Origin of the sequence: Caballeronia grimmiae, from assembly GCF_022879615.1 — a bacterium.
Lineage (GTDB): Bacteria > Pseudomonadota > Gammaproteobacteria > Burkholderiales > Burkholderiaceae > Caballeronia > Caballeronia grimmiae.
Map to the genome: position 1 here is coordinate 1,007,435 of NZ_CP084271.1, position 20,876 is coordinate 1,028,310.

At 63.9% G+C, this 20,876-nt stretch carries 22 protein-coding genes; 10 read left to right on the forward strand and 12 right to left on the reverse strand.

Features of this window, described 5'->3' with window-relative positions; genetic code table 11:
• The first annotated feature begins 28 nt into the window (after positions 1 to 28).
• The 5 genes from LDZ21_RS04800 (at position 29) to LDZ21_RS04820 (ending at position 5,380) form a co-directional block, all read left to right on the forward strand.
• Entirely contained in the window at positions 29 to 2,518 is a 2,490-nt protein-coding gene (locus tag LDZ21_RS04800) for an ABC transporter permease (RefSeq protein WP_244794765.1), read from the forward strand.
• A 21-nt stretch (positions 2,519 to 2,539) separates the two neighbouring features.
• A complete protein-coding gene (locus LDZ21_RS04805) occupies positions 2,540 to 2,974 on the forward strand; it encodes a group II truncated hemoglobin (protein WP_244794431.1) in 435 nt (144 codons plus the stop codon).
• Between the two features lie 86 nt (positions 2,975 to 3,060).
• Positions 3,061 to 3,792: an alanyl-tRNA editing protein gene (locus LDZ21_RS04810; RefSeq protein ID WP_244794432.1), complete on the forward strand. Its 732-nt coding sequence runs from the start codon at positions 3,061 to 3,063 to the stop codon at positions 3,790 to 3,792.
• 2 nt (positions 3,793 to 3,794) lie between these two features.
• Entirely contained in the window at positions 3,795 to 4,373 is a 579-nt protein-coding gene (locus LDZ21_RS04815) for a DUF924 family protein (RefSeq protein ID WP_244794766.1), read from the forward strand.
• A gap of 125 nt (positions 4,374 to 4,498) precedes the next feature.
• Positions 4,499 to 5,380 carry a DUF5672 family protein gene (locus LDZ21_RS04820; protein WP_244794433.1) on the forward strand — a complete coding sequence of 294 codons (882 nt, stop codon included), beginning with the start codon at positions 4,499 to 4,501 and terminating at the stop codon, positions 5,378 to 5,380.
• A 15-nt stretch (positions 5,381 to 5,395) separates the two neighbouring features.
• Here the strand turns inward: LDZ21_RS04820 and LDZ21_RS04825 are convergent, their stop codons facing one another.
• From LDZ21_RS04825 to LDZ21_RS04870, 10 genes are all read right to left on the reverse strand, one after another.
• Positions 5,396 to 6,142: an SDR family oxidoreductase gene (locus LDZ21_RS04825; protein WP_244794434.1), complete on the reverse strand. Its 747-nt coding sequence runs from the start codon at positions 6,140 to 6,142 to the stop codon at positions 5,396 to 5,398.
• 11 nt (positions 6,143 to 6,153) lie between these two features.
• The gene (locus LDZ21_RS04830; protein WP_244794435.1) at positions 6,154 to 6,738 is read right to left on the reverse strand and encodes an LOG family protein; all 585 of its coding nucleotides are present in this window, start codon (positions 6,736 to 6,738) and stop codon (positions 6,154 to 6,156) included.
• Entirely contained in the window at positions 6,738 to 7,475 is a 738-nt protein-coding gene (locus LDZ21_RS04835; RefSeq protein ID WP_244794436.1) for a TetR/AcrR family transcriptional regulator, read from the reverse strand. The genes LDZ21_RS04830 and LDZ21_RS04835 overlap by 1 nt, the downstream gene beginning before the upstream one ends.
• A 170-nt stretch (positions 7,476 to 7,645) precedes the next feature.
• Positions 7,646 to 8,137, reverse strand: a complete 492-nt coding sequence (locus tag LDZ21_RS04840; RefSeq protein ID WP_244794437.1) for a diacylglycerol kinase — start codon at positions 8,135 to 8,137, stop codon at positions 7,646 to 7,648.
• Positions 8,134 to 9,165 carry a glycosyltransferase family 4 protein gene (locus tag LDZ21_RS04845; RefSeq protein WP_244794438.1) on the reverse strand — a complete coding sequence of 344 codons (1,032 nt, stop codon included), beginning with the start codon at positions 9,163 to 9,165 and terminating at the stop codon, positions 8,134 to 8,136. Before LDZ21_RS04845 ends, LDZ21_RS04840 begins: the two co-directional genes overlap by 4 nt.
• A 29-nt stretch (positions 9,166 to 9,194) precedes the next feature.
• Complete coding sequence (locus LDZ21_RS04850) at positions 9,195 to 10,106, reverse strand: UDP-2,3-diacylglucosamine diphosphatase (protein WP_244794440.1); 912 nt, start codon at positions 10,104 to 10,106, stop codon at positions 9,195 to 9,197.
• A 90-nt stretch (positions 10,107 to 10,196) separates the two neighbouring features.
• Complete coding sequence (locus LDZ21_RS04855) at positions 10,197 to 10,712, reverse strand: RDD family protein (protein WP_244794441.1); 516 nt, start codon at positions 10,710 to 10,712, stop codon at positions 10,197 to 10,199.
• 7 nt (positions 10,713 to 10,719) lie between these two features.
• The gene (locus LDZ21_RS04860) at positions 10,720 to 11,469 is read right to left on the reverse strand and encodes a DUF3106 domain-containing protein (RefSeq protein WP_244794442.1); all 750 of its coding nucleotides are present in this window, start codon (positions 11,467 to 11,469) and stop codon (positions 10,720 to 10,722) included.
• A gap of 42 nt (positions 11,470 to 11,511) precedes the next feature.
• The gene (locus LDZ21_RS04865; RefSeq protein ID WP_244794443.1) at positions 11,512 to 11,967 is read right to left on the reverse strand and encodes a DUF3619 family protein; all 456 of its coding nucleotides are present in this window, start codon (positions 11,965 to 11,967) and stop codon (positions 11,512 to 11,514) included.
• A complete protein-coding gene (locus tag LDZ21_RS04870; protein WP_244794444.1) occupies positions 11,964 to 12,527 on the reverse strand; it encodes an RNA polymerase sigma factor in 564 nt (187 codons plus the stop codon). The genes LDZ21_RS04865 and LDZ21_RS04870 overlap by 4 nt, the downstream gene beginning before the upstream one ends.
• A 366-nt stretch (positions 12,528 to 12,893) precedes the next feature.
• Between LDZ21_RS04870 and LDZ21_RS04875 the strand changes: the two genes are divergently transcribed.
• From LDZ21_RS04875 to pssA, 5 genes are all read left to right on the forward strand, one after another.
• Positions 12,894 to 14,657, forward strand: a complete 1,764-nt coding sequence (locus LDZ21_RS04875) for an acetolactate synthase 3 catalytic subunit (protein WP_035959460.1) — start codon at positions 12,894 to 12,896, stop codon at positions 14,655 to 14,657.
• A gap of 108 nt (positions 14,658 to 14,765) precedes the next feature.
• Positions 14,766 to 15,257 (forward strand): acetolactate synthase small subunit, encoded by a 492-nt coding sequence (gene ilvN / locus LDZ21_RS04880; protein WP_008341906.1) that lies wholly within the window; start codon positions 14,766 to 14,768, stop codon positions 15,255 to 15,257.
• A 69-nt stretch (positions 15,258 to 15,326) separates the two neighbouring features.
• Positions 15,327 to 16,343 (forward strand): ketol-acid reductoisomerase, encoded by a 1,017-nt coding sequence (gene ilvC / locus LDZ21_RS04885; RefSeq protein ID WP_035959458.1) that lies wholly within the window; start codon positions 15,327 to 15,329, stop codon positions 16,341 to 16,343.
• Between the two features lie 116 nt (positions 16,344 to 16,459).
• Positions 16,460 to 17,104: a phosphatidylserine decarboxylase gene (locus LDZ21_RS04890; RefSeq protein WP_244794445.1), complete on the forward strand. Its 645-nt coding sequence runs from the start codon at positions 16,460 to 16,462 to the stop codon at positions 17,102 to 17,104.
• Between the two features lie 13 nt (positions 17,105 to 17,117).
• On the forward strand, positions 17,118 to 17,984 hold the full coding sequence (pssA, locus tag LDZ21_RS04895; protein WP_035959456.1) for a CDP-diacylglycerol--serine O-phosphatidyltransferase: 867 nt from the start codon (positions 17,118 to 17,120) through the stop codon (positions 17,982 to 17,984).
• Positions 17,985 to 18,057: 73 nt separating this feature from the next.
• Here the strand turns inward: pssA and LDZ21_RS04900 are convergent, their stop codons facing one another.
• The gene (locus LDZ21_RS04900) at positions 18,058 to 18,756 is read right to left on the reverse strand and encodes a glycine zipper 2TM domain-containing protein (protein WP_244794447.1); all 699 of its coding nucleotides are present in this window, start codon (positions 18,754 to 18,756) and stop codon (positions 18,058 to 18,060) included.
• A 543-nt stretch (positions 18,757 to 19,299) separates the two neighbouring features.
• Entirely contained in the window at positions 19,300 to 20,826 is a 1,527-nt protein-coding gene (gene lysS, locus LDZ21_RS04905; protein ID WP_244794449.1) for a lysine--tRNA ligase, read from the reverse strand.
• Between the last annotated feature and the right edge of the window lie 50 nt (positions 20,827 to 20,876).

Genomic DNA, 20,876 nt, shown 5'->3' on the forward strand with positions numbered 1-20,876 from the left:
CCTGCAGACCGTGCGCCAGGCGTGGCGCATGACCGCACGCGACTGGCGCGCCGGCGAACTGACGATGCTGCTGCTCGCGCTGGTGCTGGCCGTCGCGGCGCTGTCGAGCGTCGGCTTTCTCGCGGATCGCATGCGTCAGGGCCTCGCGCGCGATGGCCGTCAGATGATTGCAGCCGATTTCGTCGTGCGCGCCGATCATCCCGTCGATGCGACCTTCGCCGCGCAAGCTCGCTCGCTCGGGCTGGAGACCGCCGGCACGACCATCTTCCCGAGCATGATCAGCGGGACATCGCGCGAACCGTTGTCGCGACTCGCGGCGATCAAGGGCGTGACGGCCGGCTATCCGCTGCGCGGGGCGCTGCGCATCGCGCCGGCGCCCGATACGCCCGACGCGCCCGCGCAAGGCATTCCCGCGCCAGGCACGGTCTGGGTCGATCCGGCGCTGCTCGATGCACTGAAGACCAAAGTCGGCGGGACGGTCAAAGTCGGCACGCGGACCTTCACGGTGGCCGCCGTCATTACGCGGGAGCTGGATCGCGGCTTCTCGTTCGTCAACTTTTCGCCGCGTCTGATGATGCGCGCCGATGAAATCGCCGGGACGGGCCTGCTCGGGTATGGAAGCCGTGTGACCTATCGGCTGCTCGTAGCCGGGCCGGACGCGCAAGTGGAGCGCTTCGCGCAGTTCGCCCGCGACAAGACCGACGGCGGCAAGCTGCGCGGCGTGTCGCTCGAATCGCTGTCGGATGGTCAGCCGCAAGTGCGGCAGACGATCGACCGCGCGAGCCACTTCCTGACGCTGGTATCGCTGTTGACGGCGCTGCTCGCGGCGGTCGCCATCGCGATGGCCGCGCACCGCTTCGCGCGACGCCACCTCGAGGGCTGCGCCGCGATGCGCTGTCTGGGCGTCAGCCAGCGCACGCTGCGCGCACTCTTCCTGAACGAATTCCTGGCGATCGGCGTGATCGGCAGCGCGGCGGGCATCGCGCTCGGCTTCATCGGCCATCTCGTGTTGCTGCACTGGCTCGGCTCGCTCGTCGATGTCGAACTGCCGCGAGCGAGCGTCTGGCCGGCGCTCGAAGGCATCGCGATGGGGCTCGTGCTGCTGCTCGGCTTCGCGCTGCCGCCGCTGTTGCCGCTCACGCGCGTGCCGCCGGTCCACGTGATCCGCCGCGAACTCGGCGACGCCGGGCGCGTCGCTTACGCGGCCTACGGTGTCGGCGTGCTGCTGTTCGCGGGGCTGCTCGTCATCGCGGCGGGGGAATGGAAGCTCGGCGGCATCGTCGCGGGCGGCTTCGCGGCGGGGCTGTTGCTGTTCGGCGCGATCGCGCGGGCGGCGCTGTGGGCGGCGGCGCGCTTCGTACGGCGCGAGAAGAGCCGCGCGGGCGTCGGCTGGCGCTATGCGCTCGCGTCGCTGGAGCGGCGCAGCGGGGCGAGCGCGTTGCAGATCACCGCGCTCGGCATCGGGTTGATGTGCCTGTTGCTGATCGCGATGACGCGCAACGATCTCATCAAGGGATGGCGCGACGCCACGCCGCCCGACGCGCCCAACGAATTCCTGATCGACATCCAGCCGGAGCAGCGCGACGGCGTGCTCGCCTATCTGCATGGACACGGTCAGCCGCAGGCCGCGCTATCGCCGATGGTGCGCGCGCGTCTCGTCTCGATCAACGGCAAGCCGGTCAACCCGGACAGCTACGAAAGAGCCGATGCCAAGCGGCTCGTCGACCGCGAGTTCAACCTCTCTTACACGACCGCCTTGCCGGACGACAACCGCGTGACGCAGGGCGCGTGGTTCGGCACGAGCGTGAAGCCGCAGGTGTCGATCGAAGAGGGCATCGCGAAGACCATCCGCGTCAAAATGGGCGACGTGCTGCGCTTCGATGTCGCCGGTCTGCCGGTGGAAGCGCCCGTGACGAGCCTGCGCAAGGTCGACTGGAATTCGTTCAAGGTCAACTTTTTCGTGCTGATGCCGCCCGAGGCGCTCGCCGATCTGCCCGCGACGTTCATCACGAGCTTTCATCTGCCCGCCGACGACCAGCGCATGATCGACGGCCTGATCGCGGCTTACCCTAACGTGACGGCCATCGATACCGCGCCGATCCTCGCGCAGATTCAGCGCACGCTCGCGCAGGTGATCGGCGCGGTCCAGTTCCTGTTCCTGTTCACGCTGGCGGCGGGGGTGCTCGTGCTGTACGCGGCGCTCGCGGGCACGCGCGACGAGCGCATGCGTGAATCGGCGCTGTTGCGGGCGCTCGGCGCGTCGCATCGGCAGGTGCGGTCGGTGCAGGTCGCGGAATTCGTCGCGGTCGGCGCGCTCGCGGGGCTGATGGCCGCGCTCGGCGCGCAAGGCATCGGTTACGTGCTGGCCTCGCGCGTGTTCGAATTCCATATCGATTTCAATCCGTGGCTCGTGCCGGCGGGCATCGTCGCGGGCATCGCGTGCGCGGGGCTAGGCGGCTGGATGAGCCTGCGCCGCGTGCTGGCGCGTCCGGCGCTGCAATCCTTGCGTGACGCGTAGTTTTTCGTAGAAAGCAAAGCAATGAGCGAAGTGAACCAACCATCCTCCGGCGACGAAACGAGCAATCGCGACAACGCGCCGACCGCGTTCGAGCTGGTCGGCGGCGAGGAGCGCGTGCGTGCGCTCGTCGACCGTTTCTATGATCTGATGGACCTGGAGCCGGAGTTCGCGGGCATCCGCGCGCTGCATCCGCCGACGCTCGACAATTCGCGCGACAAGACCTTCTGGTTCCTGTGCGGCTGGATGGGCGGGCCGGATCACTACATCAGCCGCTTCGGGCATCCGCGCTTGCGGGCGCGGCATCTGCCGTTCGCGATTGCATCCGCCGAGCGCGATCAATGGCTGCGCTGCATGGCCTGGGCGATGGAAGACATCGGCCTGCCCGAGCCGCTGCGCGAACGCCTGCTGACTTCCTTCTTCGATACCGCCGACTGGATGCGCAACCGTCCCGGTTGAATCGCCTGCTTTTGTATCGGGCGAGTCCGCGTTCGTTTGCGGCATCATCTGTCGATTACCGGCAAGCCAATCGAGGACATGAAGTCATGAGCACACGCGCACTCTTTCGCGAGGACGCCTATCAAACGCGCTGCGACGCGATCATCACCGCGATCGACGAAGCGGGCATCCATCTCGATCAGACCGTGTTCTATCCGCTCGGCGGCGGTCAGGCCGGCGATGCCGGCACGCTGACGCTCGCGGACGGCACGATCATCGCCATCGCCGACACGCGCAAGGCGAAGTTCGAAGGCGCGACGCCCGACGCCGCCGTGCACGTGCCCGCGCCCGGCCAGGAAGACGCGCTCGCGAAGCTGAAGGCGGGTGACAGGGTGAGCGCGGAAATCGACTGGGAGCGGCGATATCGGCATATGCGGCTGCATACGGCGAGCCACCTGATTTGCGCCGTGCTGCCGTATCCGGTCGATGGCTGCAGCATCACGATGGATTACGCGCGGCTCGATCTCGCCACCGTCGAACCGATCGAGCGGGAAGACGTGGAGACGAAACTGCGCGAGCTGATCGGCGGATCGCACGACGTGCGCACCGAATGGATCACCGACGACGAAATGGCCGCGCGCCCCGAACTCGTTCGCACGATGAGCGTGAAGCCGCCGATGGGTCTCGGCCGCGTGCGGCTCCTGCGCATCGAGAACGTGGATTTGCAGCCGTGCGGCGGCACGCATGTGCGCAATACCGGCGAGATCGGCGGGCTGCGCATCGCGAAGCTCGAGAAGAAGAGCGCGCGGACGCGACGGCTCGTACTGGAACTGGCTTGAGCATCGATCCCCGCGCGCAGGCGGTTCTCGACGCGTGGTTCGGCATTGCGGGATCACCCGAGTTCGGGACCGAGCGCAAGCAATGGTGGACGAAAAAGCGCGCGTTCGACGCGATGCTCAGCGAGCGTTTCGGTCCGCTGCTCGACGAAGCGCAGGCGGGCGGCTTACGCGATTGGGAGCGCACGCCGCTTGGCGCGCTCGCGCTGATCGTGCTGCTGGATCAGTTGTCGCGCAATTGCCATCGCAATACACCGCGTGCGTTCGCGGGCGATCGGCGGGCGCTCGCGCTGGCTGCATCGATGGTCGAGAAGGGCGACGATCTGCGTTTGCCGACTGCGTACCATCGCGCGTTCGCGTATATGCCGTTCGAACACGATGAAACGATGCCGAGCCAGCGCGAATCGCTGCGTCTCTTCGAGAAGCTGAAAGACGAGACGGGTGTCGCGAGCTTCTACGAATCGGCGGTGGAGCATGCGGACGTGATCGCACGGTTCGGGAGATTTCCGCATCGCAACCGCAGTCTTGGGCGCGAGACTTCGGCGGAGGAAGAGGCGTGGCTCGCGAAGCATGGAGGGTTCTGATGCGAAGCATCGCGCCCGGCTGAAATTTCACATTTCGGCATGGACGTCGGGCACTGCAGCCAGTAGTCTGCATGTGCTGCCCGGATTTATCCTGAGCGGCTGCTCTTCTCGATGAATGCCGCACCATGTCCCACTCAGCCTTCAGCCGCATTACGCTCATTGCCGTAACCGGTGTGTCCGATGCGCAAAGTGCCGCCTATGCCCTGACGCTCAGTCAGCGCAACATGCCGGGCGCACGCGCAGTGCTATGTTGTCCTCACGCGCCCGCCGATCTGCCAGCGAGCATCCGGCACGAGGCCATCGCGCCGATGAGCTACATCGAATACAGCTGGTTCATGATGTTCGTCCTCTGGCATTTCGTCGAGACCGACTACGCGCTCGTCGTGCAGGATGATGGGTGGGTGCTGGATGGCGCGAACTGGCGCGACGAATACTTTGAATACGACTATATCGGCGCGCCGGTTCATCTCGCGCGCGTTCATTCGCCCGAAGGCACACGGTGGATGGACGAATTTTCCTGGTTGCCTTTCCTGAATAAGCCCGGCCATTCCGTCCTGCCCATACTGAACGGCGGATTCAGCTTGCGTAGCCGCCGCATGATGCAGACGCTGTTCACACACCCGGAAATACAGGTCGTCGTCGTACCGCCCGACGGCTATCTCACGGATCCATTCAAACCGTTTTGGGTTGCCGATCCGACGAACGAAGACGTGCAACTCACCTGCCTGCTGAGACCGCAACTGGAAGCAGTCGGCATCCGCTTTGCGCCGCTCAATCTCTGCACGCAGTTCGCCATGGAAGACAGCGGAAGTCTGCACGTAGGCGCCGATCTCTCGCGGCTTTTCGGCCATCACGGTAAATGGCGCCGTCTCGTCGGCATTGATCCGCCGACTGTGCACTATCCGTCGCCGCGAAGCACGGTCGCGTCAGCGTTACGCGAGATGGATTTCGCGCAGATGCTTGTCCAACGCGGGTATCGGGTTGGATTCGCGCCCGAGCCGACGTGACGCGCTGCTCTGCGATCACCGCCCGCCCGTCACATCGACGATCGCTCCCGTCACATACGACGACGCATCCGACAACAGCCACACGATCGATTCCCCGACTTCGTCCGCCGTGCCCGCCCGCCCGAGCGGCGTCTGCACCCCGAGCACCTGCGCGCGATCCGGCTTTCCGCCGCTCGCGTGAATCTCGGTTTCGATAAGGCCGGGGCGGATCGCGTTCACGCGCACGCCTTGCGGCCCGAGTTCCTTCGACAGCCCGATGGTCAGCACGTCGATCGCGCCTTTCGAGCCGGCATAGTCGACATATTCGTTCGGCGCGCCCAGCCGCGCCGCCGCCGACGACACGTTCACGATCGCGCCGCCCTTGCCGCCGCGCGAGCGCGAGAGACGCCGTGCCGCTTCGCGCGCGCACAGATAAGCGCCGAGCACGTTGGTGTCGAAAATGCGCTTCAGACGGGCGACGTCCATGTCCGCCAGCGCCGACCCCGGCGCGACGATGCCCGCGTTGTTCACCACGCCATCGAGCTGGCCGAACGCCTCTTCGGTGGCGTCGAACATCGCGATGGTCGCGGCTTCGTCGCAAACGTCGCCCTGAATGGCGATGGCCTTGCCGCCCGCGGCCTGCACGGCGGCGACGGTTTCATCGGCGGCACTAGCGTTCGTCGCAAAGTTGACGCCGACCGACCAGCCGCGCGCGCCCGCGAGAATCGCAGCCGAACGGCCGATGCCGCGGCTTGCCCCGGTGATCAGGATGACTTTGGACATCGATTCGATCCTCAAACGACGTTGCGGTTTTGCGTCCACTTGTCGTGGGCGGGCGGCGTGTACGCTTCGAGCTTCGCGATCATCCCGCCGGGTTCGGCGGCGATCTGGATGAAGTCCAGATACGGCTTGCGCATGAAGCCTTCGTCGACGGTATGGCGAAGCATCGACATCAGCGGCTCGAAATAGCCGTTCACGTTCAACAGGCCGACCGGCTTCTGGTGATAGCCGAGCTGCGCCCACGTGTAGACCTCGAAGAACTCTTCGAAGGTGCCGACGCCGCCGGGCATCGCGACGAACGCGTCGGCGAGATCGGCCATTTTTTTCTTGCGCTCGTGCATGTCAGGCACGACGTGCAGTTCGGTGAGATCCGTATGGCCCACTTCCTTCGCGAGCAGCAACTCCGGGATGACGCCGACCGCGCGTCCGCCAGCGGCGAGCACTTCATCGGCGATGAGGCCCATCAAGCCGACACGGCCGCCGCCATACACGAGCGACAGATTGGCTTCGACGAGCGCGCGGCCAAACGCTTTGGCCGCTTCGGCATAGACGCGGCGGGCTCCGGTCGCGGAGCCGCAGTAGACACAGACTGCCTTCATTATCGGGAATCCTTTGGTGTTTCGGTCTTCGATGCGGCAGAGGCATCGTCGCGCGGCGGCAGAAAGTCCGCATATTCGCGCTTGGCCAGTTTACCGGACACCAGGTCATCGAAAAGCTGACGCGAGCGGCCGCGCAGATACGGCGCCATGATCGAAATGATGTGCAGGCTCGCCTGATGCAGTTCCGCGCGGATCGCTTCCTGATCGTTGTACTTGCGCGGGTTCATCACGTACTGATACGACAGCCAGTACGTCGAGATCACGCCGATGTTCGTCGCGATCACCTTGATCTCATCGGGCGTCGCGACCATCTCGCCATCGGCGACGAGCGCCTCGCACAACTGGCCGGCAAAGCGCACCTTGTGCGTGATGATCTGCTTGAAATGCGTCTCGAGGGTGCGGTTGCGCGCGAGCAGGTCGTTCAGGTCGCGATACAGGAACCGGTACGCCCACAGAAAATCGGCCATGTACTGCAGATAGGACCACATCTCGTCGATCGTCGGACGATGATCGTCCGGAAAGCGCAGCCGCTTCTGAATCTGCTGCTCGAACTGAGCGAAGATGCTGTTGATGATGTCGTCCTTGTTGCGGAAATGGTAGTACAGATTGCCTGGACTGATTTCCATTTCCTCGGCGATGGTCGTCGTCGTGACGTTCGGCTCGCCGATATCGTTGAACAACTTCAGTGACAGCTCGAGAATCCGTTCGCGGGTGCGGCGGGGAGGTTTCGCTTCCATGTCGTCCGACCTTGGCATCCGGCTCGCGCGGGCGTGCAGAGAGTGCTCCCGTCCGCTTCCGTTGCTATTTTTGAGAATATCGGACGATTATAAACCGCGTCTTTGCCTGCCCGGGCTTGACTCTCGGGCAGGCGCTTCCCTTTTCTGAGATGGAGCAAAGTTCGGTGCCATCACTTCGCGGACTCTGCGAGCCACGCGGCAAGTGCCGGCGCAAGCGGCCATAGGATCAGCGTCCACGTGAGCACGCACGCGCCCAGCGCTACCATCACGGCGGCGCTGCCGAAGTCTTTCGCGCGCTTCGAGAGTTCGTGCCGTTCGAGCGAGATGCGGTCGATGGCCGCCTCGACGCTCGAATTGAGCAACTCGACGATGAGCACGAGCAGCACCGACGCAACCAGCGCCGCGCGCTCGACCGGAACGACCGGCACGACGACGCTGCACGGCAGCAGGATCGCGGCGAGCGTCAACTCCTGCCGAAAAGCACTTTCCTCGCGAATCGCGACGCGCAACCCGGAGATCGAGTTCTTCATCGCGTGCCATGCGCGAGTGACGCCGCGATTGCCTTTGTACGGATTGAAGGGCAGGTCGTCGGGGCCGAGCGGTTCGACGCGTTCCGCTTCGTCGTCTTCGGCGCGGTCGTCGGCGAGCGCGCGACGCGTCATGCAGCCGCCCGGTCGGAACTCGGCGCGCGCGGCTCGAATCGCCGCAAATGCGAGGCAAACTGCTCCGACGCCGCGCGCCACGAGAAGCGTTCGGCCCACGCGCGCGCATCGGCGCGATCGATCGTCAGCGCCTGCAGGCAGGCTTCGCGCAAGTCCTCGTTGAGCGCGCCGGGGCCGTGCTGACCAAGCACGTCGATCGGGCCCGTCACCGGAAACGCCGCCACGGGCGTGCCGCAGGCCAGCGCTTCGAGCAGCACGAGGCCGAAGGTATCGGTGCGGCTCGGGAACACGAACACATCGGCGGCGGCATAGACCTTGGCAAGCTCCGGCTGCGACAGCACGCCGAGATAGTTCACGCCCGCATAGCGCGACTTCAGTTCCGCGAGCGCCGGCCCTTCGCCCGCGACCCACTTCGAGCCGGGCAGATCGAGTTTGAGAAACGCCTCGACGTTCTTTTCGACGGCCACGCGCCCCACGTAAAGGAAGATCGGCCGCGCGGTGTTGAGCACTTTCGAGTCCATCGGATGAAAGATGTCGAGATCGACCCCGCGCGTCCACAGCACGACGTTCGTGAATCCGTAGTGCTCGAGATCATTCTTGACGACGGGCGTCGGCGCCATCACCGCTTGCGAGGGCCGATGAAACCATCGCAGAAACCGATACGTCGCCGCGAGCGGAATGCCGAAACGCGCCTTCACGTATTCGGGAAAGCGTGTGTGGTACGCGGTCGTGAACGGCAGCTTGTGACGCAACGCATAGGCGCGCGCCGCGAGCCCGAGCGGGCCTTCGGTGGCGATGTGCAGCGCGTCCGGATCGAATGTGTCGATGCGCTCGGCCACGCGGCGGCGCGGCATCAGCGAGAGGCGAATCTCGGGATAAGTGGGGCAGGGAATGGTCCTGAATTCGAGCGGCGTGAGCATCTCCACGCGATGCCCCAGCGCCATCAATTCCTTGCGCGTGTTCTTCAGCGTCCGCACGACGCCGTTGACCTGCGGCTCCCATGCATCGGTCACGATCATGATTTTCATAGCAGTCCCGGATTGGATGACGCGTACGTTCAAACCGTCGCGTGCGTGGTGGCGGGGCGTTGACCGGACGCGCGCATGACGGTCCAGTAGACGATCTTCAGCTCGCCGTCGTGGGTCTCGACGAGCGCGGAGAGGCTTTCGACCCAGTCGCCGTCGTTGCAATAGAGAATGCCGTCGATGTCGCGGATTTCCGCCTTGTGGATATGGCCGCACACGACGCCGTCGCAGCCGCGCCGGCGGGCTTCATCGGTCATCACTCGTTCGAACTGCGAAATGAAGCTGACAGCGTTCTTGACCTGATGCTTCAGATACTGCGAGAGCGACCAGTAATCGAAGCCCAGCTTCGTGCGCACGCGATTGAACCAGCGGTTGAGCAGGAGAATCGCGGTGTAGGCGGTATCGCCGAGATAGGCGAGCCACTTCGCGTGCTGGATGACGCCATCGAAAAGATCGCCGTGCACGATCCACAGGCGCTTGCCCGCGAGCGTCGTGTGGAACGCTTCGCCGCGCACGTGAATGTCGCCGAACGCGAGATCGCAGAACTGGCGGGCGGCTTCGTCGTGATTGCCGGGAATGTAGACAACCTGCGTGCCTTTGCGCGCCTTGCGCAGGATTTTCTGCACGACGTCGTTGTGCGCCTGCGGCCAGAACCAGCCTTTGCGAAGCTGCCATCCGTCGATGATGTCGCCGACGAGATATAGATAGTCCGACTCGTGATGCCGCAGAAAATCGAGCAGATAAGGCGCCTGGCAGCCGCCTGAGCCGAGGTGAATATCGGAAAGCCAGATCGTCCGGTAGCGGTGCGGACCGTCCGGGGAATCGCCTTCAGTGACCGGCTCGGTGGTGTCGGGCGGACTGGACGGCAGCGTGAATCCGGTGCTGCGGAACCAGTAAGCCGAGGAGGAATCGATTGCCGGCGTGACTGACGAGTTGGAAGGCATTGGCTCGCGCATCGGGTTTCGGTATGCGCATTGCGCCATGCGGCCGTGACGGAGCCATGACGGTCACGAGAACTTCTTATTACGCGGCAATTATTTCGCGGTGCTTGCGTGTGTGGCGACGATGCGCGTGCCCGCGAGACGATCGTGCAGAAACTGGCGCGCTGGATCGAGCCGCACGGCGGCGGCCCACAGCGTCACCCAGACGCCGAACACGACGAGCGTTTGCGGCACGGCCAGCGACATCAGCGGATGCAGCGCGAGCGGCGGCAGGAACCAGAGCCACGCGAGGGCGTAACGCGCGAGGGCGCGGCCGGGCTTGACCGGCTGACCGTGCGCATCGACGACTTTCATGCGCCAGGTTTTCATCGGCAAGGTCTGTCCGCCGTGCGTCCAGAACCATACGAAGTAGGCGGCAAGCACGATGCCGATCCACGACGCCAGCAGGTTGTGATGCGTTAGGCCGTTGCGCTGCTGCGTGAGCGTGCTGAACAGATAGCCGGCGATGAACACGACGCCGAACAGGATGACGCCTTCGTAGATCATCGTCGCGAGGCGGCGGCGCAGCGCGGGCGCGCAAAGCGGCGGGACGGTCGTGTCGGCGTTCATCGCGCGCTCACGAGCCGTTGTACATCGACGGCGCTTGCTGCGGCGAAACGGGAATCGGCGTGGCGGGCACGATGCTCGCCGCGTTGGGGATGCCCGGCAGCGGCGGCACTGCGGACGGCGACGCCGATGCGCCCGATTCGCCTTGCGCGTGCCCGGCGGCGTGACCCTGCTCGCGTGCGGTGACGAGGCGGTTGATGTCCTTGACCTCGGTCTTGCCTGTTGGCGGCGCGCTGACGACAGTCGGACGGCGATTGTGCTCGCTCGCGGCGAGCTTCTTCTTCTGTTCTTCAGGGAGCTTCTGGTACGCGTCCCACGCGCGCTCGCGCTTATCGAGCGGCACCGACTTCGAGACCTGATAATTTTCCCGCGCGACCTTGCGTTCGTCGGGCGTCATGCGAACCCATTCCTGCATGCGCTGCTGCAGGCGCTTCTGCGCTTCCGGCGACATCCGGTGATAGCGCGACGCGATCCTCAGCCACTTCTGCTTGCGCTCGTCGCTGAAGGAATCCCACTGCGTAGCGAACGGCGCGAGCGCGACATGCTGCGCCTCGGTCAGGCGGTTCCAGGAGAGCGGATTCGCCGACAGGGCGGCGAGGGGCAGGACGTCACTGTCAGCGGCGGCGCTCGCCCCGATGGGCGCGGCCACGGAAGCGGGGGAGGCGGGGGACGAGTAGAAACGCGGGTAAGTGGCGGCGAACGCGACCATACCCGCAATCGCGCAGCCAAAAACAATCGCGAGACCGCGCTTGTAACTCACCCGAAAATTCCCCCGCTATGTGCGTTGCTCGTTGGCCGATGCTTAGTGATTGCGCGTCAGGTATGCGTTGAACCCGTGGTCGAGATAGGCGTCGAGCGGCAGGCTGTCGCTCATCATGGCCGCGTCGATATCCGCGAGTTCGGCCTTGCGTTCCTGATCTTCCCAATACGCGACGCCCGCCAGCGCGACGGCGAGCGCGAGCACCGGCAACGCCAGCCCGAAACCGCCGATCCGCGCGAACAGGCTCTTGTGCGAAGGCTCGCCGCCGGACCCGCCGGCGTTGCCCAGGCCGCCCGCCGCGCCGGCGAACGCGGGCGTAAAGGCCGGCGTAAAGGCGGCGACGGGTACTTTCTCCGGCTTCTTGCGCGCGAGCGCCGCCCGGCGCGCAAGCGCAAGGCGGTCGCTCGCAGCGGCCGGAATATTCGACGCATTTTCGTCGAGCGCGCGAATGACTTTCAGCGCGAACTCGTTTTCGTTTAATTCAGGAGCGGAACTCATAGCGTGATCCCTTTGGCTTTCAGGGCTTGAGCGAGCGCGTGCGTGGCGCGTGAACAGTGCGTCTTCACGCTGCCCTCGGAGCAGCCCATCGCGGCGGCCGTCTCGGCGACATCCATATCTTCCCAGTAACGCATGAGAAAAGCTTCTCGTTGACGCGCCGGCAATTTCTGAATCTCCGCGTCGATCAGATTCAGCACCTGTTCGCGCTCCAGCCTGTTCTCGCTGCTTTCGGTGCCCGTGCCGCCGCCTTGCGCTTCCAGCGTTTCGAGCGGATCGAATTCGTCGTCGTCCGCGCTGCCGAACGACGAAAACAGGCTCACCCAGGTGTTGCGGACTTTCTGGCGGCGAAAGTAGTCGTGCGTCGCATTTTGAAGGATACGCTGGAACAAAAGCGGAAGCTCGGCGGACGGACGGTCGCCGTATTTTTCGGCGAGCTTGATCATCGCGTCCTGCACGATATCGAGCGCCGCGTCGTCATCGCGTACGGTGTAGACGGTCTGCTTGAACGCGCGTCTTTCGACGCCCGCCAGGAAGTCGGCGAGTTCCTTGTCTGATGCCATCCGTTGGGGACCCGGCGCAGCGAATTGCGTCGAAAGAGAATAGGGAGTTGCAGGGAAACCTGCGGATGCTAGCAAATTTTCGCCGCGCCCGGACGAATCGGGACGATTTGTTGCCGGATAGGCGCATGGTCCGGACGATTGAAACCCAGTCCGCAAGCCTGACGCGCAATGATCGGAAAATTTTTGCTTGACCCGATGCGCGAAACCGGGCTATCTTTTCTGACTCGCATCATAAAGTGAAATGTCTGCTTTGAGGCGAGCCCAAGAAGCACGCCTGTCAAACCAAGACGCGCCGCTTGAACCCGAGCCACAAGCCCGGCAGAGAGCACCCGATCAATTTTTTGCCGAAAATTCGAAAGGTGATGAATGAATATGCCTAGCGCGGAATTCTCCACGTCGGATACCACTCCTCCCCACGACGCTGACTCTATCGGCGCGACCGTGCTCATGCGCGCGCTCGCCGACGAGAACGTCGAGTTCATCTGGGGCTATCCCGGCGGCTCGGTACTCTACATCTACGACGAGCTGTACAAGCAGGACCAGATTCAACACATTCTCGTGCGCCACGAGCAAGCCGCCGTGCACGCCGCGGACGCCTATTCGCGTTCCACCGGCAAGGTCGGCGTATGCCTCGTGACTTCGGGTCCGGGCGTCACCAATGCCGTCACCGGCATCGCGACGGCCTACATGGATTCCATTCCGCTCGTCGTCATCAGCGGGCAGGTGCCCACTGCGGCCATCGGCCTCGACGCCTTTCAGGAATGCGACACCGTCGGCATCACGCGTCCCTGCGTGAAGCACAACTTCCTCGTGAAGGACGTGCGCGATCTCGCCGCCACCATCAAGAAAGCGTTCTACATTGCCCGCACAGGCCGTCCGGGTCCGGTGCTGATCGACATTCCGAAAGACGTGTCGAAGGCGCCGTGCCGGTACGAACCGGTCAAGAGCGTGTCGCTGCGCTCGTACAACCCGGTGACGAAGGGCCACTCCGGCCAGATTCGCAAGGCGGTGCAATTGCTGCTGTCGGCGAAGCGCCCGTATATCTATACCGGCGGCGGCATCATCCTCGCGGATGCGTCGCGCGAGCTGAACCAGTTCGCCGATCTGCTCGGCTATCCGGTCACCAACACGCTGATGGGCCTCGGCGGCTACCGCGCGAGCGACAAGAAGTTCCTCGGCATGCTCGGCATGCACGGCACGTACGAAGCTAACATGGCGATGCAGCACTGCGACGTGCTGATCGCCATCGGCGCGCGTTTCGATGACCGCGTGATCGGCGATCCGAAGCATTTCGCGTCGTCGCCGCGCAAGATCATCCATATCGACGTCGATCCGTCGTCCATTTCGAAGCGCGTGAAGGTGGACATTCCGATCGTCGGCGACGTGAAGGAAGTCCTGAAGGAACTGATCGAGCAGCTTCAGCACGCGGAGCACGGTCCGGACACGCAGGCGCTCAAGCAATGGTGGGACGACATTGAAAGCTGGCGCGCGAAGGACTGTCTCGCGTACGACCGCAAGAGCGAGATCATCAAGCCGCAGTACGTCGTCGAAAAGCTCGCGGAGCTTACCGACGGCAACGCGTTCGTCTGTTCGGACGTCGGCCAGCACCAGATGTGGGCGGCGCAGTTCTATCCGTTCAACAAGCCGCGCCGCTGGATCAACTCGGGCGGTCTCGGCACGATGGGCTTCGGCCTGCCCGCCGCGATGGGCGTGAAGATGGCCTATCCGGACGAGGAAGTCGTCTGCATCACGGGCGAAGGCTCCATCCAGATGTGCATTCAGGAGCTGTCGACCTGCAAGCAGTACAACACGCCCGTCAAGATCATTTCGCTGAACAACCGCTATCTCGGCATGGTTCGCCAATGGCAGCAGATCGAATACAAGAAGCGCTACTCCAGTTCGTACATGGACGCGTTGCCTGATTTCGTGAAGCTCGCCGAGGCGTACGGTCATGTCGGCATTCGCGTCGAAAAGACCGCGGATGTCGAGCCGGCGCTGAAGGAAGCGCTGCGCCTGAAGGATCGCACCGTGTTTCTCGACTTCCAGACCGATCCCACCGAAAACGTATTCCCGATGGTGCAAGCCGGTAAAGGCATCACGGAAATGCTGCTCGGGTCTGAGGATCTATAACGCGGGTTCGTCTCGCGAGGCTCGCGCGCGCCTGTCTTCACAAAGGACATGCGTGGCGCGCGGGTTTCACAGACGGGCTTTGACTGGAACCACATCGGGAAAAGACACATGAAACACATCATCTCCGTACTGCTGGAAAACGAGCCGGGCGCGTTATCGCGTGTCGTCGGGCTCTTTTCCGCGCGCGGCTATAACATCGAAACGCTGACGGTGGCGCCGACCGAAGACAGTTCGCTGTCGCGGCTCACCATCGTCTCCATTGGCTCGGACGACGTGATCGAACAGATCACGAAGCACCTGAACCGCCTGATCGAGGTGGTGAAAGTGGTCGACCTGACAGAGGGCGCCCACATCGAGCGCGAGCTGATGCTCATCAAGGTAAGGGCGGTCGGCAAGGAACGCGAAGAAATGAAGCGGATGGCGGATATCTTCCGCGGCCGCATCATCGACGTGACCGAGAAGACCTACACCATGGAACTGACGGGCGCGTCCGACAAGCTCGACGCGTTCATCCAGGCGCTCGACGCCACGGCGATCCTCGAGACGGTTCGCACGGGCAGCTCCGGCATCGGCCGGGGCGAGCGCATCCTCAAGGTCTGACCGCCAGACCATCCAATTAGCAGCGCAAACAAGCACACCAATTCACGCATCAGGACTCAAGGAACCACCATGAAAGTTTTCTACGACAAAGACGCCGACCTCTCCCTCATCAAGGGCAAGCAAGTGACCATCATCGGCTATGGCTCGCAAGGCCATGCACACGCGCTGAACCTGAAGGAAAGCGGCGTGAACGTGACGGTCGGCCTGCGCAAGGGCGGCGCTTCGTGGAGCAAGGCCGAGAACGCCGGCCTGCCGGTGAAGGAAGTGGCCGAAGCCGTGAAGGGCGCCGATGTCGTCATGATGCTGCTGCCCGACGAGCAGATCGCCGAGGTGTACAAGAACGAAGTGCACGCCAACGCCAAGAACGGCGCGGCGCTCGCATTCGCGCACGGCTTCAATGTTCACTACGGCCAGGTGATCCCGCGTGCGGATCTGGACGTCATCATGATTGCGCCGAAGGCTCCGGGCCACACCGTGCGCAACACGTACAGCCAGGGCGGCGGCGTGCCGCACCTGATCGCGGTCGCGCAGGACAAGTCGGGCTCGGCGCGCGACGTGGCGCTGTCGTATGCGGCGGCGAACGGCGGCGGCCGTGCCGGCATCATCGAAACGAACTTCCGTGAAGAAACCGAAACCGACCTGTTCGGCGAGCAGGCCGTGCTGTGCGGCGGCACCGTCGACCTCATCAAGGCCGGCTTCGAAACGCTGGTCGAAGCGGGCTACGCGCCGGAAATGGCGTACTTCGAGTGTCTGCACGAACTGAAGCTGATCGTCGATCTGATCTACGAAGGCGGCATCGCCAACATGAACTACTCGATCTCGAACAACGCCGAGTACGGCGAGTACGTGACGGGTCCGCGCATCGTCACGGAAGAGACGAAGAAGGCGATGAAGGCCGTGCTCAAGGACATCCAGACCGGCGAGTACGCGAAGAGCTTCATCATCGAGAACCGCGCGGGTGCGCCGACGCTGCAATCGCGCCGCCGCCTGACGGCCGAGCATCAGATCGAGCAAGTGGGCGAGAAGCTCCGCGCGATGATGCCGTGGATCGCGCAGAACAAGCTCGTCGACCAGTCGAAGAACTAAACGTGTCTGCGTGACCTCGCGTCACGGTTCTTGCTGCATCGAAAGCCGCCCGGAAGCCGCTGTGCGCCGGGCGGCTTTTGCTATCCTACGGTTTTTATAAAACACAGAACACGTTCATGAACTATCCTCATCCGATCATTGCCCGCGAAGGCTGGCCGTTTATCGCCATCGCGGCCGTCGTTGCCGTTCTCGTGCAGGCGATCGGCGGCTTCGGCTTCGCCTGGCTCTTCTGGCTGATCGTGATCTTCGTCGTCCAGTTCTTCCGCGATCCGCCGCGGCCCATTCCCACTCAGCCGAACGCAGTGCTGTGTCCGGCGGACGGGCGCATCGTCGCGGTCGAGACGGCGCATGATCCGTACGCGGGACGCGAAGCGCTCAAGATCAGCGTGTTCATGAACGTGTTCAACGTCCACTCGCAGCGTTCGCCCGTGGACGGCGCGATCAGCAAGGTTCAGTATTTTCCCGGCGCGTATCTGAATGCGGCCGTCGACAAGGCGTCCACCGAGAACGAGCGCAACGCGATCGTCCTGCACACGGCGGCTGGGCATACGGTGACGTCGGTGCAGATCGCGGGTCTGATCGCGCGCCGCATTCTCTGCTACGTGCACGCCGGCGAGCCGCTTACGCGCGGTCAGCGTTACGGCTTCATCCGTTTCGGCTCGCGCGTCGATGTGTATTTGCCGGTCGGAAGCCGGCCGCGCGTGTCGATCGGCGAGAAGGTGTCCGCCTCGTCGACCATTCTTGCCGAATTCGCAGAATAACGCGGGGGGTCCGATGGCGGCATTCAAGACGCGCCGTAACCGCGCGAACGCGACGCCGCCGCGCGCGTTCCGCCGCAACAAGGCCATTCAGGACGTGGGCGTCGTGGAGACGCGGCGCGCGAAGCGGCAGCAGTTCCTGCGAAAGCGCGGCATTTATCTGCTGCCGAATGCGTTCACCACGGCCGCGCTCTTTTGCGGCTTCTTCGCCGTCGTCCAGGCGATGAACGTGCGCTTCGAGATCGCGGCCATCGCCATTTTCGTCGCGATGGTCCTCGATGGCATGGACGGCCGCGTCGCCCGCATGACGCATACGCAAAGCGCGTTCGGCGAGCAGTTCGACAGCCTCTCGGACATGGTGTCGTTCGGCGTCGCGCCCGCGCTGGTGATGTACGAATGGGTGCTGAAGGACCTCGGGCGCTGGGGCTGGCTCGCGGCGTTCGTCTACTGCTCGGGCGCGGCGTTGCGGCTCGCGCGCTTCAACACGAACGTCGGCGTCGTCGACAAGCGCTATTTTCAGGGTTTGCCGTCGCCGGCGGCGGCTGCGCTGATCGCCGGTTTCGTATGGCTCGCCACCGACAACCGCGTACCGCTCAAGCTCGTTTGGCTGCCGTGGGTCGCGTTCGTGCTGACGATCTACGCGGGCGTCACGATGGTATCGAACGCGCCGTTCTACAGCGGCAAGGCGCTCGACGTGCGGTATCGCGTGCCGTTCGCGGGCGTGCTGCTGATCGTGGTGGCGTTCGTGCTCGTATCGTCCGATCCGCCTGTGATGCTGTTCTGCCTCTTCGTGCTGTACGGATTGTCCGGCTACGTCTGGTGGGCCTACATGGCGATACGCGGCAAACCGAATCCCGCGCGCAGTTCGCAACGGGATCACTGAGGCGCGTTACTCGATGCACAAGGCGGCGGTTCGCAAGACCCGCCGCCTTTTTTTCGCCTGACGCGTCGATCGGTCAACCCGCTTCCAGCACGCCGTTGCGCACGCGCACATGCTGGCCTTGCGCGAACGGCGGCTGCTGCTTGTACGTGAAGTAACGCGTCTTGCCGTTTTCCATTCTGACGCGCACCGAGTAATCGGTTTCGCTGCGGATGTGCTTCTCCACCGAATTGCCCGCGAGACCGCCGCCGAGCGCGCCGAGCAGGGTCATCGCGGTCCGGCCGCCGCCACGCCCGAACTGGTTGCCGACGACACCCCCGGCCACCGCGCCACCGACCGCACCGATCCCCGTGCCGTGTCCTTCGCGACGCACGGCGGAGATGGATTCGACGGTGCCGCACGTCGAGCAGTACGCCGCTTTCGGCGGCGGCTGTTGTGCATAGGACGGTTGCGCGGGTGCTGGCTGGACAGGCGCCTGTTGCACGGGCTGCGGGGCGGGTTGCTGCACGACCGGTTGGGCGGGCGCGGCGGCAGGCGTGGCGGGGGGCACTGCGTGCTGCTGCGCGACGGCCGCCGTCTGAGTCTGCGGATTCTGCGCGGACGTGCTCGACGCCCTGGGAAATACGCCGGTAATGGCTGCCGTAGCGGCAAGACTTGCGACGATCACCGCGCCCGCCGCCGTCGCGACGAGTGGATGCAGACGGCGTTGCTGCGGCAGCGGCTGGCTGGCGTCGGGAGAGGGGGAGGACGCGAGCTTGTTGGTCCCGTTATCCATGGTTGAACCTCCGTTCGAGGCGAAGTGCTAGACGGATCGATTTTGATGGGATTTTCCGCCTAGAGCTTTGCTGGTTTTGACCACTGTTTTTCTTACTCGGAAGCACATCTGATGCCAGGCGTCGAGTGTGGAAATAAATGCGGGGCGGTGTGCGACGACGATTTTGGCCTTTGGGATCCCGTCACAAAGCCACCAGAAAGGGTGTTCCGCTTGCTCAATCGACGACGCGCGGTTCTTTGGTTTTCGGTCTGACGCGGTGGACGCTGTTGCCCTTGCGGGCACTGCCATTCGCAGGTCGCGTGCGGGGGTGCATCTTTCGCCGCCACGATGCTCAACGGTTTTGTGCATCGTGGCGAAGTCTGGAATTACATCGTTGCAAGTTAGGAACGGGCGTGAAATCGCGTGCCAGGCAACCAAGCCTGCCGCGACGCGAAATTCATCTTCTCGACGCTCCGCACCGCATCGCTTGAAAAACCTCCACAGGGCAAAAAAAAGCGCGCCCCCAAGGACGCGCTCTCACCATCAACCGGCCAAGCTTGCCGCTCAGTCTTCCCGCCGCAAATGCGGGAACAGAATGACATCGCGAATGCTCGGGCTGTCGGTCAGCAGCATCACCAGCCGGTCGATGCCGATCCCGCAACCGCCTGTCGGCGGCATGCCGTATTCGAGCGCGCGAATGTAGTCGGCGTCGAAATACATCGCTTCTTCGTCGCCAGCGTCTTTCTGGTCGACCTGCTTCTGGAAGCGCGCGGCCTGATCTTCCGGATCGTTCAGTTCCGAAAAACCGTTCGCGATCTCGCGCCCCGTGATGAACAGCTCGAAGCGCTCCGTGATGCCCGGCACGCTGTCCGACTCACGCGCCAGCGGCGACACCTCGATCGGATAATCGACGATGTACGTCGGCTCCCACAATTGCGACTCCGCCGTCTCTTCGAAGAGCGCCAGTTGCAGCGCGCCGATTCCTGCGTTGAGAAACGCGGGCTGCGCCGTATCGACACCGAATTTCTTCAGTTCGGCGCGCACGAACACGCCGTCGTTCAACTGCTCGTCGGTGTATTGCGGGGCGTACTTCTGAATCGCCTGATTGATCGTCAGGCGATGGAACGGCTTGCTGAAATCAAGTTCGCGGCCCTGATACGTGATGGTCGCGGTGCCGAGCGCATCGATCGCGGCCTGGCGGATCAGTTGCTCGGTGAAATCCATGAGCCAGCGATAATCCGTGAACGCCGCGTAGAACTCCATCATCGTGAATTCCGGATTGTGACGCGGCGATACGCCTTCGTTCCGGAAATTACGATTGATCTCGAACACGCGCTCGAAGCCGCCGACGATCAGCCGCTTCAGATACAACTCCGGCGCGATGCGCAGGAACATTTGCATGTCGAGCGCGTTGTGATGCGTGACGAACGGCTTCGCCGCCGCGCCGCCCGGAATCGGGTGCAGCATCGGCGTTTCGACTTCCATGAAGTTCGCCTGCGCCATGAAATTGCGGATCGACGTGACCGCTTTCGTGCGCGCCATGAACGTCTTGCGCGATTCAGGCGTGACGATCAGATCGACGTAACGCTGGCGATAGCGCATTTCCTGATCGGCGAGGCCGTGGAACTTGTCAGGCAGCGGGCGCAGCGCCTTCGACAGCAGCCGCAGTTCCGTGCAGCGCACCGACAGCTCGCCCTTGTTCGTGCGAAACAACACGCCGCGCGCCGCGATGATGTCGCCCAGGTCCCACTTCTTGAACGCTTCGTACACGTCCGCGCCGACATCGGCGGGCGTGACGAAGAACTGAATCTGGCCGCTGCCGTCCTGAACCGTCGCGAAGCTGGCCTTGCCCATCACGCGCTTCAGCATCATGCGGCCGGCGAGCGCGACGGGCAGGGGATTCGCTTCGAGCGCTTCCTTGTCGGTGTCGGCGTACTCGCTTTGCAGCGCGGCCGCCTGATGCGTCGGGCGGAAGTCGTTCGGATAAGCGATGCCTTGCTCGCGCAGCGCGCGCAGCTTGTCGCGGCGCTCGGCGATGATCTGGTTGTGTTCCAGTTCGGGAGCGGCGCTCGTCTGGGTCGGTTCGGTCATGATGATTCTTGGCTTTTAAAGCGAGGCGGATGCGCGGTGAGTCGAAACGA